The organism is Polaribacter sp. AHE13PA (assembly GCF_019278505.1).
Taxonomy (GTDB): domain Bacteria; phylum Bacteroidota; class Bacteroidia; order Flavobacteriales; family Flavobacteriaceae; genus Polaribacter.
Map to the genome: position 1 here is coordinate 134,337 of NZ_CP058985.1, position 13,955 is coordinate 148,291.

15 protein-coding genes are annotated in these 13,955 nt (G+C 31.3%); 7 read left to right on the plus strand and 8 right to left on the minus strand.

Annotated features, from left to right (window positions below):
* Window positions 1-3: 3 nt before the first annotated feature.
* The 4 genes from H0I28_RS00575 to H0I28_RS00590 are packed head-to-tail and all read left to right on the plus strand — an operon-like array spanning window position 4 to window position 4,227.
* Window positions 4-1,332 carry an ABC transporter permease gene (locus H0I28_RS00575; protein WP_218760058.1) on the plus strand — a complete coding sequence of 443 codons (1,329 nt, stop codon included), beginning with the start codon at window positions 4-6 and terminating at the stop codon, window positions 1,330-1,332.
* A gap of 11 nt (window positions 1,333-1,343) precedes the next feature.
* A complete protein-coding gene (locus H0I28_RS00580) occupies window positions 1,344-2,186 on the plus strand; it encodes a mechanosensitive ion channel family protein (RefSeq protein WP_218732783.1) in 843 nt (280 codons plus the stop codon).
* An 8-nt stretch (window positions 2,187-2,194) separates the two neighbouring features.
* Window positions 2,195-3,064, plus strand: a complete 870-nt coding sequence (locus H0I28_RS00585; RefSeq protein WP_218760059.1) for a DUF6268 family outer membrane beta-barrel protein — start codon at window positions 2,195-2,197, stop codon at window positions 3,062-3,064.
* Complete coding sequence (locus H0I28_RS00590; protein ID WP_218760060.1) at window positions 3,064-4,227, plus strand: sigma-54 dependent transcriptional regulator; 1,164 nt, start codon at window positions 3,064-3,066, stop codon at window positions 4,225-4,227. The genes H0I28_RS00585 and H0I28_RS00590 overlap by 1 nt, the downstream gene beginning before the upstream one ends.
* Here H0I28_RS00590 and H0I28_RS00595 read toward each other — a convergent pair.
* Both H0I28_RS00595 and katG read right to left on the minus strand, forming a co-directional pair.
* Window positions 4,205-4,705: an ankyrin repeat domain-containing protein gene (locus H0I28_RS00595; protein WP_218760061.1), complete on the minus strand. Its 501-nt coding sequence runs from the start codon at window positions 4,703-4,705 to the stop codon at window positions 4,205-4,207. The genes H0I28_RS00590 and H0I28_RS00595 overlap by 23 nt on opposite strands.
* A 164-nt stretch (window positions 4,706-4,869) precedes the next feature.
* Window positions 4,870-7,044, minus strand: a complete 2,175-nt coding sequence (gene katG, locus H0I28_RS00600) for a catalase/peroxidase HPI (RefSeq protein ID WP_218760062.1) — start codon at window positions 7,042-7,044, stop codon at window positions 4,870-4,872.
* A 303-nt stretch (window positions 7,045-7,347) separates the two neighbouring features.
* Here katG and H0I28_RS00605 point away from each other — a divergent pair, with 303 nt between their 5' ends.
* From H0I28_RS00605 to H0I28_RS00615, 3 genes are all read left to right on the plus strand, one after another.
* Window positions 7,348-7,989, plus strand: coding sequence for a peroxiredoxin (locus H0I28_RS00605; RefSeq protein ID WP_165732922.1), 642 nt, complete (start codon window positions 7,348-7,350; stop codon window positions 7,987-7,989).
* A gap of 69 nt (window positions 7,990-8,058) precedes the next feature.
* Window positions 8,059-8,367: a co-chaperone YbbN gene (locus tag H0I28_RS00610; RefSeq protein WP_218752327.1), complete on the plus strand. Its 309-nt coding sequence runs from the start codon at window positions 8,059-8,061 to the stop codon at window positions 8,365-8,367.
* Between the two features lie 7 nt (window positions 8,368-8,374).
* On the plus strand, window positions 8,375-8,632 hold the full coding sequence (locus tag H0I28_RS00615) for a hypothetical protein (RefSeq protein WP_218760063.1): 258 nt from the start codon (window positions 8,375-8,377) through the stop codon (window positions 8,630-8,632).
* Window positions 8,633-8,666: 34 nt separating this feature from the next.
* Here the strand turns inward: H0I28_RS00615 and H0I28_RS00620 are convergent, their stop codons facing one another.
* From H0I28_RS00620 to pdhA, 6 genes are all read right to left on the minus strand, one after another.
* Window positions 8,667-9,443, minus strand: coding sequence for an SGNH/GDSL hydrolase family protein (locus H0I28_RS00620; RefSeq protein ID WP_254712811.1), 777 nt, complete (start codon window positions 9,441-9,443; stop codon window positions 8,667-8,669).
* Complete coding sequence (locus H0I28_RS00625) at window positions 9,433-9,600, minus strand: hypothetical protein (RefSeq protein ID WP_165732919.1); 168 nt, start codon at window positions 9,598-9,600, stop codon at window positions 9,433-9,435. The genes H0I28_RS00620 and H0I28_RS00625 overlap by 11 nt, the downstream gene beginning before the upstream one ends.
* Before the next feature lie 21 nt (window positions 9,601-9,621).
* Window positions 9,622-10,308: a GNAT family N-acetyltransferase gene (locus H0I28_RS00630; protein WP_218760064.1), complete on the minus strand. Its 687-nt coding sequence runs from the start codon at window positions 10,306-10,308 to the stop codon at window positions 9,622-9,624.
* Window positions 10,309-10,380: 72 nt separating this feature from the next.
* Entirely contained in the window at window positions 10,381-11,232 is an 852-nt protein-coding gene (locus H0I28_RS00635; protein ID WP_218760065.1) for a DUF2807 domain-containing protein, read from the minus strand.
* A gap of 78 nt (window positions 11,233-11,310) precedes the next feature.
* Window positions 11,311-12,939, minus strand: a complete 1,629-nt coding sequence (locus H0I28_RS00640) for a pyruvate dehydrogenase complex dihydrolipoamide acetyltransferase (RefSeq protein ID WP_218760067.1) — start codon at window positions 12,937-12,939, stop codon at window positions 11,311-11,313.
* 3 nt (window positions 12,940-12,942) lie between these two features.
* Window positions 12,943-13,932 (minus strand): pyruvate dehydrogenase (acetyl-transferring) E1 component subunit alpha, encoded by a 990-nt coding sequence (pdhA, locus tag H0I28_RS00645; RefSeq protein ID WP_218732792.1) that lies wholly within the window; start codon window positions 13,930-13,932, stop codon window positions 12,943-12,945.
* Between the last annotated feature and the right edge of the window lie 23 nt (window positions 13,933-13,955).

The window sequence follows — 13,955 nt, forward strand, 5'->3', positions numbered from 1 at the left end:
AAAATGAGCAAGTTAAAATTAATAATAGAACGCGAGTTCATAGCAAAGGTTCGTAATAAATCATTTATAATGATGACTTTTTTAAGTCCGTTATTGATGATTGGTATGGGAGCTTTGGTTTATTTTCTGATGCAAAAAAATGATGAGAAGGTTAAAGAAATTGTTTATGTAGATAATAATTCTGGAATGTTCTCTAAAGAAGATTTTAAAGATTCTAAAACCATTCATTATACAGATTATACTGCTTTAGGAATTGAAGAAACAAAGAAAAAAGTAGAAGAAGGTAACTATTACGGAGCATTAATTATCCCAAAACAAGATAGTTTAGAGTTATTGGCAAAATCTATAGAATTTTATTCTACAGATTCCCCAGGAATGTCTGTAATGAGTTCTATGGAAAATAAGATTGAAACTAAAATTAGGCACCTAAAACTGAATAATTTTGGTATTGATATAGAGAAAATAGAAGCTTCTAAAATTAATACAGATATTAAAATGTATAATTTTTCTGGTGAAGAATCATCCAAATTAATAAACGGATTAAAAATAGGAGTTGGAGCTATAGCTGGTTACTTATTAATGATGTTTGTAATGATTTATGGTACTTCTGTAATGAGAAGTGTCATTGAAGAAAAAACAAGTAGAATTATAGAAATTATTGTTTCGTCTGTAAAACCATTCCAACTGATGTTGGGTAAAATTTTAGGAAATGCCTCTGCAGGTTTATTGCAGTTTCTAATATGGGGAATTATACTTTTTGTGATTTCTATAGTAGCGTCTTCTGTATTTGGAGTAGATATGGTAGAAATGCAATCTGCAAGAGTACCTGCAGAACAAATGGAAGCTGTAAATCAAGCAACAGCTGGAGATAAAGGTCAGATGATTGTACAGGAAATTTTGAAACTACCAATTTTAAAAATGTTTGTATTATTTATTTTTTACTTCCTAGGTGGTTTTATGCTGTATAGTTCTTTATTTGCAGCTGTTGGTGCCGCGGTAGATAATGAAACGGATACACAACAATTTATGATGCCAATAATGTTACCTCTTATTTTAGGAGTTTATGTTGGTTTCGCAACTGTAATAAATGATCCTCATGGTTCTATTGCTGTGTTGTTTTCTCACATTCCGTTTACAAGTCCTATTGTAATGTTAATGAGAGTTCCTTTTGGAGTTTCTTGGTATGAATTGGTTATATCTATGGCATTATTAATGGTTACTTTTGTATTTATGGTTTGGTTAGCGGCTAAAATTTATAGAGTAGGTATTTTAATGTATGGTAAAAAGCCAACTTATAAAGATTTATATAAATGGTTAAAATATAAAGGGTAATACTAATTTTAATGAGAGAAATTCTAGATTTATTAAACAAAAACTACGAAATTACCAATGCTTTTAGTTTAAGTATTATGGATGTTATTGTTTTGACAATTACTTTAGCAATAGCATACACGGTGCTTAAATTGTTTAAAAAATTTGTTAATAGAAAATTACAGCCAGAGAATGAATTAAAAGTACGAAGTATTTTTTCTTATTTAAGTTGGATCATCTATGTAGTTATTTTTTTAGTAACTATGAGCAAAATGGGGGTAAACTTAACGGCTCTTTTTGCTGCATCTGCAGCACTTTTAATTGGTGTTGGTTTAGCTTTACAAACGTTGTTTCAAGATATTATTTCTGGGGTATTTATAATGATAGATAAATCTGTTCGTGCTGGAGATATTATTGAACTAGAAGGAAAGGTTGGTAGAGTAGAGGAGATAAAATTAAGAACCACAAGAGCAGTCACTTTAAATAATAAAGTATTGATAATTCCTAATCATTTATATTTAACCAACAGTTTGTATAATTGGACGCAAAACGGAAATACAACAAGAGAATCTGTAAAAGTTGGTGTTGCTTATGGTAGTGATGTACAGTTGGTAAAAGAGTTGCTGATTAAAGCTGCAAAATCTCACCCAAGTGTTTTAATAAATCCACCAGTTTCTGTTCTTTTTGAAGATTTTGGAGATAGCTCTTTAAATTTTAAAGTAGTATTTACGCTCTCAGATAGTTTTAAAGCACAATTTCCACAAAGTGATATTCGTTTTGAAATTGATAGATTATTCAGAGAACATAAAATTTCAATTCCATTCCCTCAGAGAGATCTACATATTTATTCTAATGCGCAAGAATTGGTTAAATAAGAATTAAAATGAAGAGGTATATAATTGTTTTAGTATTATTTGTTAGTTTATCAACAAATGCACAGTTAACAGATTTAGCAAGAGTAGAATATTCTTTTATTCCTAAAAAAAAATCTGATGATCAATATACTAGAATTAGAGCACTTTTTAATTATCCTATAAAAATAAAAGAAGATAGTTATTTAATAATTGGTTCAGAATTTAATAGGATATTTTTAAATTTAAAAGATGAATACCCTTTTGATACATCGTTATTAGAGAATATTAATGTTATTGATTTAAATTTAGCATACACTCATAAAATTAGCGATCATTGGAGAGTTGCTTATAGTTTTACACCTAGATTAGCAGCAACCTTAACCAAAAAAATAACGAGCGAAGATTTTTTTATTAACGGAGGTCTTTTTTTTATAAAAGATATAACAAAAGATAAAAGTGTAATAAAACCATATCGTTTAACTTTGGGTTTAACATATAATACAACTGCGGGTATTCCTTTTCCGTTACCTTTAATAAATTATTTTAGGCAAGTAAACGAGAAATGGTCTTATACAGTTGGTGTGCCTAAAATGAATTTAAAATATAAAATAAACCCAGTAAACAGTTTACAATCTTTTGTTGGTTTAGATGGTTATTTTGCACATTTAAAGACGCCAATAATTATGGATAATAAAGAAGCAGACAATATATCTTTATCTGTATTGGTGGCAGGTTTGGGCTATGACTATCAACTTACAAAGCACTTAGTTCTGTTTGCATATAGTGGTTACACTGTTAGGTTGAGTAATGTTTTAAGAGATAAAGACAGAAAGCATGTATATACTTTAGATAAAGTAAATGCGTTTTATTTAAGAACAGGTATTAAATTTAAAATATAATGTCAAAGATTTTAATTATAGAAGATGAAGCCGCAATTAGAAGGGTTTTAACAAAAATTATTTCAGAAGAAAATGAATCCTATGATGTAGAAGAAGCAGAAGACGGTTTGTTAGGAATAGAAATGATTATGAATAACGATTATGATTTGGTTTTATGTGATATTAAAATGCCGAAAATGGATGGTGTTGAGGTATTAGAAAAAGCCAAGAAAATAAAACCAGAAATTCCTATTGTTATGATTTCTGGCCACGGAGATTTAGACACTGCGGTAAATACAATGCGTTTAGGCGCTTTCGATTATATTTCTAAACCACCAGATTTAAACAGACTTTTAAATACAGTTAGAAATGCTTTGGATAAAAAAGTTTTGACTGTAGAAAATAAAAGACTGAAGAAAAAAGTAAGTAAAAACTACGAAATGATTGGTGAAAGTGCTGCAATTTCTCAAATAAAAGAGATGATTGAAAAAGTAGCACCTACAGATGCAAGAGTTTTAGTAACCGGACCTAACGGAACAGGAAAAGAATTGGTTGCACATTGGTTGCACGAAAAATCAGATAGATCTAAAGCGTCTTTAATTGAGGTAAACTGTGCTGCAATTCCATCAGAATTAATAGAAAGCGAGTTGTTTGGTCATGTTAAAGGTTCTTTTACAGGAGCAAATAAAGACAGAGCAGGTAAATTTGAAGCAGCAAACGGAGGTACTATTTTCTTGGATGAAATAGGAGATATGAGTTTGTCTGCACAAGCAAAAGTTTTACGTGCTTTGCAAGAAAATAAAATTCAGCGTGTTGGTTCGGATAGAGATATTAAGGTTAATGTTAGAATTGTTGCAGCGACTAATAAGAACCTTAAAGTTGAAATAGAAGAAGGTCGGTTTAGAGAAGATTTATACCACAGGTTAGCGGTTATTTTAATTCAAGTTCCGTCTTTAAATGATCGAAGAGAAGACATTCCTTTATTGGTAGATTTCTTTACTGGAAAAATATCTGTAGAACAAGGAACGCCTAAAAAATCATTTTCATCGGATGCAATAAAACTATTGCAAGAATATGATTGGACGGGAAACATCCGTGAATTAAGAAATGTAGTAGAACGTTTAATTATTTTGGGAGAAAAAGAAGTCTCTGCAAACGATATTAAAATGTTTGCAAGTAAGTAGCTTCTTTTGTTTCTAATAAACTAATAATTTCTGTAAAATTTTTAGCTTTTGCAGTATCTAAAGCAGATTTGTTTTCTTTATCTTTAAGAGATAAATCTGCATTTTGTTCCAATAAGAATGCCACCATCTTTGGTTGATTATAAATAGTCGCAAAAATTAAAGGAGTGTAACCAAGGTTGTTTTGTGTATTTATATTTGCATTATTCTTTAAAAGAAGTTTTGCAATATCAACATTACCTTTAAAAGCGACACCTAATAAAGCGGTGTTTCCTTTAGCATCTCTATGATTTACATTTGCTTTGTGGTTTATTAAAGTTTCTGCAATTTCTATTTTATCAAAATAGGTAGCAAAAACTAAAGGTGTAAAACCTCTTTTATCTTGTGCGTTTGCCAATTTTGGAAACCTTTTTAAAAGTGTTTCTATTACATTGATATTTACAGATTGAATTGCTTCAAAAAAAGTATTTAAGATATTCATAATTAGGGTATTTATTAAAAGAAGCTGTTCAAAAAGGATTAAATCTTGTCATACTGAACTTGTTTCAGTATATCAACTTGCTGAAAATGAATCTTCATAAGAATCTGAAATAAATTCAGATTGACAAAAAAAATACTTTTTAGACAGCCTCTTTCTTTAATTATTTATTTGTTATCAAATCGATCAGCATTCATCACTTTTGTCCAAGCTTTTACAAATGCATTTACAAATTTTTCTTTATTATCATCTTGCGCATATACTTCTGCGTAAGAACGTAAAATTGAATTAGAACCAAATACCAAGTCTACACTTGTTGCAGACCATTTAAAAGCATCTGTTTTACGGTCTCTAATTTCATACAAACCTTCACCAACAGAATTCCAAGTATTTCCCATATCTGTTAAGTTTACAAAGAAATCATTTGTTAAGGCACCTTCATTATCTGTAAATACTCCATGTTTCGTTCCTCCGTAGTTGGTACCTAAAACTCTCATACCTCCAATTAAAATTGTCATTTCTGGAGCTGTTAAACCTAAAAGTTGTGTTTTATCTAACATCATCTCTTCTGGACTAACAATATATTCTTGTTTTAACCAGTTTCTGTATCCATCTGCAACTGATTCTAAAGGCTCAAAAGAAGCTGCATCTGTCATTTCATCGGTAGCATCTCCACGTCCAGCAGTAAAAGGAACAGTTGTATTAAAACCAGCTTTTTTAATTGCTTTTTCTACACCAACATTACCTGCTAAAACAATCGTATCTGCAATACTAATTCCAAATTCTGTTGCAATAGGAGTTAGAATATCTAATACTTTGTTTAATCTCTCTGGTTCGTTACCAACCCAATCTTTTTGAGGAGCTAAACGAATACGAGCACCATTTGCTCCTCCACGCATATCAGAACCTCTATAAGTTCTTGCACTATCCCAAGCGGTAGAAACTAATTCTGCAACTGTTAAATCTGTATTAGAAATTTTTGCTTTAACAAGGTTTACGTCATATTCTTTATTTCCTGTAGGAATTGGATCTTGCCAAATTAAATCTTCAGTAGGTACATCTGGACCATAATATCTAACTTTTGGCCCCATATCTCTGTGTGTTAATTTAAACCAAGCACGTGCAAAAGTTTCAGAAAAATATTGGTGGTCTTTGCTGAATTTCTCACAGATTTTACGATAGATAGGATCTACTTTCATGGCCATATCTGCATCTGTCATCATAGGGTTCAAACGAATAGAAGGGTCTTCTACATCTACAGGTTTGTCTTCTTCTTTAATGTTTATTGGTGCCCACTGTGTAGCTCCTGCAGGACTTTTTGTTAATTCCCATTCATAACCAAATAAAAGATCGAAAAATCCATTATCCCATTTTGTAGGCTCTGTTGTCCATGCTCCTTCTATACCACTTGTTACAGTGTCTCTACCAACTCCAGTTCCGGTAGGATTAGACCAACCAAAACCTTGGTTTTCAATAGGAGCAGCCTCTGGTTCTGGTCCTAAAATACTTGCATCTCCATTTCCGTGTGCTTTTCCAACGGTATGACCACCTGCAGTTAATGCAGCAGTTTCTTCATCGTCCATTGCCATACGAGCAAAAGTTTCTCTAATGTGTAAAGCGGTTTTTGCAGGATCAGATTTACCGTTAACTCCTTCTGGATTTACATAAATTAATCCCATTTGTACGGCTGCTAATGGGTTTTCCATTGTGCTAGCGTCCTCTACATCATTATAACGCTCATCACTTGGAGCTAACCATTCTTTTTCATTACCCCAATAGGTATCTTTTTCTGGTTGCCAAATATCGGTTCTACCAAATGCAAAACCATAGGTTTTTAATCCCATAGATTCATAAGCGATGGTACCCGCTAAAATGATTAAATCTGCCCAACTTAATTTATCTCCATATTTTTTCTTAATTGGCCAAAGTAAACGTCTTGCCTTGTCTAAACTAGCATTGTCTGGCCAAGAATTTAAAGGAGCAAAACGTTGGTTTCCTGTTCCACCACCACCACGTCCATCACTAATTCTATAAGAACCTGCAGAATGCCATGACAAACGAATCATTAATCCTCCATAGTGCCCCCAATCTGCTGGCCACCAATCTTGACTATCTGTCATTAGTTTGGTTACATCTTCTTTTAAAGCCTCAACATTTAAGCTTTTAAGGGCTTCATGATAATTAAATTCTTCACCAAGTGGATTTACTTTTGTGTCATGCTGGTGTAAAATATCTAAATTTAAAGAATTTGGCCACCAATCATTATTAGTTTCATTTGTTGTGTTTCCTCCGTGAAATGGACATTGTGAAATGTCTCCAGAACCATGTTTTAAGTTTTCCATTATATATGTTTTAAATTTTATGTTTTAATTTTTGACAAAACTACAACTTGTTTTTAAATAATTTTTATCTATTGTTTTTATTTTGGAATAGTTAAAAACTATTTTAGTGATAGTTTTTAAAAATACGAATTTTATAAACATAATTTTATTAATAGTGAAAATTTATTTAGTTGTTCTTTATGTATAGTTAAAAGCTATAGCAATATTGAAACTAACCATTAAAATACTATATTTTTTTTTGCTTTATTTTTATCTTTGCGTCAGTAATAAATAAAACATTAATAATTATAAAACTTATATAGAATGGCAACAGCAGTTGGAAAAAAATTCCCAGATTTAAACGTAGACGCAATGAATGAAATGGGCGATACATTTAAAGTGAATGTATTGGAAGAAGCGGTTAATAATAACAAGAAAGTAGTGTTATTTTGGTACCCAAAAGACTTTACATTTGTATGTCCTACAGAATTACATGCTTTTCAAGCAGCTTTAGGTGAATTTGAAAAAAGAAATACTATTGTTATTGGTGCTTCTTGTGATACTCCAGAAGTTCATTTTGCATGGTTAAGTCAAGCAAAAGACAACGGAGGAATCGAAGGTGTTACATACCCACTTTTAGCAGATAGTAATAGAAATTTATCCTCAATTTTAGGTATTTTAGATATCACTAACGAAACTTTTGATGAAGCTACACAAACTATACAAGTAGAAGGAGATAATGTAACTTATAGAGCTACTTATATTATAGATGAAGAGGGTGTTGTACAACACGAAAGTATTAATAACATGCCTTTAGGTAGAAATGTTGGTGAATACTTACGTTTAATAGATGCTTTAACGCATGTACAAGAAAAAGGTGAAGTTTGTCCTGCAAATTGGGAAGAAGGAAAGGATGCTATGTCTCCAGATGCAAAAGGAACAGCAGCTTATTTAGCTTCTCACTAAAAACTAATTATAAATTAAGGATTGCGGATTTTTTAATCCGTAGTTCTTAATTTTAAATTCATATTTAAAATGGTACAAGAATTAACAGAAGATAATTTACAAGAAATTGTAAATGGAAACGATAAAGTAGTTGTACAATATTCTGCAACATGGTGTGGAAATTGTAGAATTATGAAACCAAAGTTTAAAAAGTTAGCTTCAGAAAATGAAAATGTAACTTTTGTGATTGCAGATGCAGAAAAATTTCCTGAAAGTAGAAAATTAGCAGATGTAAGTAACTTGCCAACTTTTGCAACTTTTGAAGGTGGTAGTTTAAAAAATCAAACGCAAACAAACAAGTTTGATGTGTTGAAAGAATTAGTAAACGAAGTAATTTAATTAGATTATGAAGTTACCTGTAATTAAACATCTTACTAATTTTATCGAAGAAAACGATCAAGATTATGTGCTAGAAGCTATTGAAACTCTAGAAGCTTTAACAGAAGTTCCGTCTTTAAAAGACGAAGAATTAGATGTTATTGGAGAATTAATTTCTAATATGTATGGTGCTCTTGAAGTTGATAAAATGGTAAAAGAAGGCGCACCGAAAAAAGAGGCGTTAAATACTTTTATGAAACGCGTTTTAGGTTCTATAGATCAATAAATATATAGATCTGTTTAAGTATAATCCTAAGTATTTAACTTGGGATTTTTTTTGTGATAAAATTAGCCATTTCTTCTCCCCAAACTTTATAGGTCAATTCAGACGGATGCACCCCATCGCTAAAGTAAATTTTAGAATTGTTCTTAGATAAAGAGTGCTTTTTACTCCATTTTTTTAGGGTGATGATTTCATTATAGTAAAAAACGTTTTTTCTATCTTGTGTTACATCTTGAAGTCTTTCTCCTAAAATTTCTACCAAATTACCAATTACAAATTTTATAGGTTTTGTAAATGCAGGGAATTCTTTAATAGGAGGCATGTTTGTAAAGAATAGAGGAGTGCTAGGAAATTTGTTTTGTAATAAATTGATGAGGTTTTCTATTGAATCAGCCCATTTTTTTGGAGAATTTAAGGTAAAAGCATCATTACCTCCCATACCTATAACAATAATATCTGTAGATGTTTCTTCAATTTTAGGAATAATTTTTTTACAGACTTGTGCTACAGTATAACCACTTCTGGCATATACGCGCCAATTTATGTTACTCTTTAAATTGATAGAAAGTGTATTTGATAAAGACCCTGTAAATCCATTTTTATGATGGTCTACACCAACGCCTGCAATAGTGCTCTCTCCAATAGAAAGTATATTTAGCGTTTTATTAAAATTACCATTTATAAAACCTTTTGGTTCTTTGGCCTCTGGAAGTTTTGGGACCTTTTTTCGAATGTTTTTTCCTTGGAAATATAAGAAGGGTAATAATGGCACGGAAACTATTGCACCAAAAAAGTATTTTACTTTATTCATCATCCTTTTTGGCATCATTTACTTTTTTAATGATAGCTTTTAAACGTTCTCTATTTAACTGTTTTTCTAACTTCACCTTATTAATTTTCTGATTCATCAATTTAGTGTGTTTTGCTTTATTAACGGAATTTTTAGCTTTTCCTTTCCCTTTTTTTGGCATGTTATTAAATTATAAGGTGTATTATTTTCTGCGGAATAACCACCAATTCATATCTCTACTTAATTTAAAACCTAATTTCTCATATAGTGAAATTGCTGTGTTTCCTTTATTGGTATGCAATATAGGAAGTTTTTTTTCTTTTAAAATTTCTTTAGTTGTATGATGAATTAATTGTTTTGCAAATCCTTTTCTAGTATAATCTGGATGTGTAACTACAGAACTAATTTCAATAAAATCATCAGTTTGCATTCGTTGTCCTGTAATAGCAACTAATTTGTCGTCTTTAAAAATACCAAAGAACTTACCCATTTCAAAGCCTTTCTTTTGATAAAAACCAGGCATTACTAACCAAATTAAATCATATACTTCGTCTATGTGTTCTTGTGTTAATAAAACAATATCTTCTGTAATTTCTACAGATATAAGGTTCTCTAATACCATCTGGCATCCGTTTATTTTTTTCTCAAGGACTACATACTTGTCATCTACTGTAGGAGTGCCTTTTTCTGAAACTAAAAAGAATTTTTCTACAATTTTAGAATGGGCTGTTAATGCATTTGCTGTTTTCCCAGAGTCAAAAAAAGAACCAAAAGAACAGGTGTTTGGCTGATAAAATTGTACGCCATCATACTTTATTAAAGAGGTATTGTGGGTTTCATTTAATGAATACCAGACAGGGTTTTTTAGTTTTTGTTCTAAGTCTTTCATCAGAAATAAATATATTGAAAAAAGCTCACAATTTGCGAGCTTTTTTTTCTTGTTTCGCGTTTTTAAAAAGTATTATAATTCTTTCTTAAATAGTTTAGAACTCTCTGAAAATTGAGTTAAAATTATTTTAGCATCTCCATATAGTTCTGTTTTGCTTTTATCTGAAGCTTCTATAGTAATACTTTCTGATGTATTTATAATAATAGCAGCCGAATCTTTTATAATACTTTTACAAGTAGTAACATTTAATTTTTCTCCATTTAACGCTGAATTTTCTAATGTAATCGCATTAAATAAATTAGCAGTTCCTTCAATATTTAAGCCAGAATTACCAATCATTCTTGTGTTTAAATTTTCTGCTTTAAGAACCAAGTCTACCTTGCAAGATTCACTTAAATCTAGATCTACATCTTTACTTTCTACATCTAACTTACTTTTAGATCTAAATTGCATTCTAGATTTATTATTATTAAAGAGCTTAAAAATATCAGATTTTATCTTTAAATCAGCTATTCCGTAATCATTTATTTTAAGTGACATAGAAGTTGTTTTTATGGTGCCTAAAGATTCTATTTCTGCATCATTATTTAAAATTATTTCCTTTAATGCATTTTTATAATTTACTGAAATATTTAACTTTTTTGCTTTTAATTTTTTGTCAGTAGCTATTGTTAAAACAGAATCCGTAACGTTAAAAATAATATGCTCGTGTAGGTTTTTATCGGTTTCTATCTCTATAGATGAAGATGTATTAGAGACTATCAGCTCTACTTTAAAATCATTATTTATGATCACACTATGAAAAGGAGCTAGATCTGTTTTTATCTTTGATATTAATCTATTTCCTTTTATTTTTTCCTGACTAAAGGTGCTGTTAAATAAAGCGAATACGAATACTAATAATAATGTAGTTTTTTTTGTCATAATTGTTATTGTTATAAAAACTAAAAACCATTTCAAAAAATATTGAAATGGTTTTTATTATAAAATTTAAGGTAAACCTTAAGCTAACATTGTAACCGGGTTTTCAATAAATGTTTTTAATGTTTGTAAAAATTGAGCTCCAACAGCACCATCTACAGTTCTGTGATCTGATGTTAAAGTCAAATTCATTGTATTACCTACAACTATTTGTCCGTCTTTTACAACTGGTTTTTGTACAATTGCGCCAACAGATAAAATTGCTGAGTTAGGTTGGTTGATGATAGAGTTAAAACTACCAATACCAAACATACCTAAGTTAGAAACTGTAAAAGTACTTCCTTGCATTTCTGCAGGAGTTAATTTTTTATTTCTAGCTTTCCCTGCTAAATCTCTTACACCAGCACCAATTTGAGTTAAACTCAATCCGTCTGTATGTTTAATTACAGGTACTAATAAACCATCATCTACAGCTACAGCAACACCTACATGAATATGACTGTGGTAAATTGTATTTGCCTCAGACCAAGAAGTGTTTACTTGTGGGTGTTTTTTTAATGCCATTGCACATGCCTTAACTACCATATCGTTAAAAGATACTTTAGTGTCTGGAATTGCATTTATTATTTTTCTAGATGCCATTGCATTGTCCATATCAACTTCAATATTTAAACTGAAATCTGGAGCAGAGAATTTAGAGTTACCTAAAGACTTAGCTATTGCTTTACGCATTTGAGAATTCTTAACTTCTTCTGAGTTTTCTACACCAGCAGCAGCAACATTTGCAGCGGCAGGAGTAGCTTCAACTTTAGCAGCAGGAGTATAGTTTTCTATATCTTTTTTAATGATTCTTCCGTTTTCACCAGAACCACTAACATCTGCTAAATCAATTCCTTTATCAGAAGCAATCTTCTTTGCTAAAGGAGATGCAAAAATACGACCGTTAGAAGTATTTGAAGTAGAAACAGTTTTAGTTTCTTCTACTTTAGCAGCTGGTTTTGTAGCAGCAGCTTCAGCTTTTTCAGGAGCTTTAGCAGTAGCTGTTTTTTCTTCAGTAGGAGCAGATGCAGCACCACCATTTGCAACTATTGCAGAAACATCTGTTCCGGCAGGGCCAATAATAGTTAATAAGCTATCTACAGGAGCAGTTTCTCCTTCTTGTACACCAATGTATAAGATAGTTCCTTCATAGAAACATTCAAATTCCATTGTTGCTTTATCTGTTTCAATTTCAGCAAGCATATCACCTTCAGAAACTTCGTCTCCAACTTTCTTTAACCATGTTGCAATGGTACCATCAGTCATTGTATCGCTTAAACGAGGCATTGTAATTACTTGCACTCCTTCTGGAATTGTAACTGAATCACTAGCAGTTGTTTCTGTACTAGTTTCTTCTTTTACTTCTTCGGTAGTTGCTTTTTCCTTTGCAGGTTCTGCTTCATCACCATTTATAATTGCAGAAATGTCTTCACCTTCTTCACCAATAACAGCTAATAAAACATCAACAGGAGAAGTTTCTCCTTCTTGAATACCAATATATAAAAGTGTTCCTTCATGGAAGGACTCAAATTCCATTGTAGCTTTGTCTGTTTCAATTTCGGCTAATATATCACCTTCTTCAATTTTATCTCCAACACTTTTTAACCATTTTGCCACAACACCTTCTTCCATGGTGTCACTTAGTCTGGGCATATTTATTATTGTAGCCATATCTTAACTTATAAAAGGATAATCTTCTTGTTCATAAACCATATCGTACATCTGTTGAGGTTCTGGATAAGGAGAATCTTCTGCAAATTGCTCACATTCTTTAACCTTCACTTTTACCTCTTTATCAACAGCAGCTAATTCTTCTGCAGTAGCATATCCTTTTTCTAAAATAACATCTTTTACTTGTGTAATAGGATCTATTTTTTTGTATTCTTCTACTTCGTCTTTAGTTCTATAGTGTTGTGCATCAGACATAGAGTGACCTCTATATCTATATGTTTTCATTTCTAGGAAAGTTGGTCCATCACCACGTCTAGCTCTATCTAAAGCTTCGTCTATAGCTTCTGCAACTTTAATTGGGTTCATTGCATCTACTGGTCCACAAGGCATTTCGTATCCTAAACCAAGTTTCCAAATATCTGTATGGTTTGCAGTTCTTTCTACAGAAGTACCCATTGCATACCCATTGTTTTCACAAATAAAAATTACAGGTAATTTCCATAACATAGCTAAATTAAAAGCTTCATGTAATGAACCTTGTCTTGCAGCACCATCTCCAAAACAGGTTAATGTTACACCACCAGTATTATTATATTTATCACCAAAAGCAAGACCTGCACCTAAAGGAATTTGACCTCCAACGATACCATGACCACCATAAAAACGGAATTCTTTTGAAAAAATATGCATAGAACCACCCATTCCTTTAGACGTTCCGGTTGCCTTTCCGTATAATTCTGCCATTACACGTTTAGGATCTTCTCCCATACCAATCGGTTGTACGTGATTTCTATAAGCCGTAATCATTTTGTCTTTAGATAAGTCCATTGCATGTAATGCACCCGCTAAAATTGCCTCTTGCCCATTATATAAGTGCAAGAAACCTCTAACTTTTTGTTGAATGTAAACAGAAGCAAGTTTGTCTTCGAACTTACGCCAAAAAAGCATGTCTTTGTACCAATCTAAATAGGTTTGTTTGGTGATTTCTTTCATTTTTAGTGATATTGTTTGTTTTA

Coding starts and splice junctions, on each gene's coding strand:
- H0I28_RS00575 (WP_218760058.1), top strand. CDS start 4: ATGAGCAAGTTAAAATTAATAATAGAACGCGAGTTCATAGCAAAGGTT.
- H0I28_RS00580 (WP_218732783.1), top strand. CDS start 1,344: ATGAGAGAAATTCTAGATTTATTAAACAAAAACTACGAAATTACCAAT.
- H0I28_RS00585 (WP_218760059.1), top strand. CDS start 2,195: ATGAAGAGGTATATAATTGTTTTAGTATTATTTGTTAGTTTATCAACA.
- H0I28_RS00590 (WP_218760060.1), top strand. CDS start 3,064: ATGTCAAAGATTTTAATTATAGAAGATGAAGCCGCAATTAGAAGGGTT.
- H0I28_RS00595 (WP_218760061.1), bottom strand. CDS start 4,705: ATGAATATCTTAAATACTTTTTTTGAAGCAATTCAATCTGTAAATATC.
- katG (WP_218760062.1), bottom strand. CDS start 7,044: ATGGAAAACTTAAAACATGGTTCTGGAGACATTTCACAATGTCCATTT.
- H0I28_RS00605 (WP_165732922.1), top strand. CDS start 7,348: ATGGCAACAGCAGTTGGAAAAAAATTCCCAGATTTAAACGTAGACGCA.
- H0I28_RS00610 (WP_218752327.1), top strand. CDS start 8,059: ATGGTACAAGAATTAACAGAAGATAATTTACAAGAAATTGTAAATGGA.
- H0I28_RS00615 (WP_218760063.1), top strand. CDS start 8,375: ATGAAGTTACCTGTAATTAAACATCTTACTAATTTTATCGAAGAAAAC.
- H0I28_RS00620 (WP_254712811.1), bottom strand. CDS start 9,443: ATGATGAATAAAGTAAAATACTTTTTTGGTGCAATAGTTTCCGTGCCA.
- H0I28_RS00625 (WP_165732919.1), bottom strand. CDS start 9,600: ATGCCAAAAAAAGGGAAAGGAAAAGCTAAAAATTCCGTTAATAAAGCA.
- H0I28_RS00630 (WP_218760064.1), bottom strand. CDS start 10,308: ATGAAAGACTTAGAACAAAAACTAAAAAACCCTGTCTGGTATTCATTA.
- H0I28_RS00635 (WP_218760065.1), bottom strand. CDS start 11,232: ATGACAAAAAAAACTACATTATTATTAGTATTCGTATTCGCTTTATTT.
- H0I28_RS00640 (WP_218760067.1), bottom strand. CDS start 12,939: ATGGCTACAATAATAAATATGCCCAGACTAAGTGACACCATGGAAGAA.
- pdhA (WP_218732792.1), bottom strand. CDS start 13,932: ATGAAAGAAATCACCAAACAAACCTATTTAGATTGGTACAAAGACATG.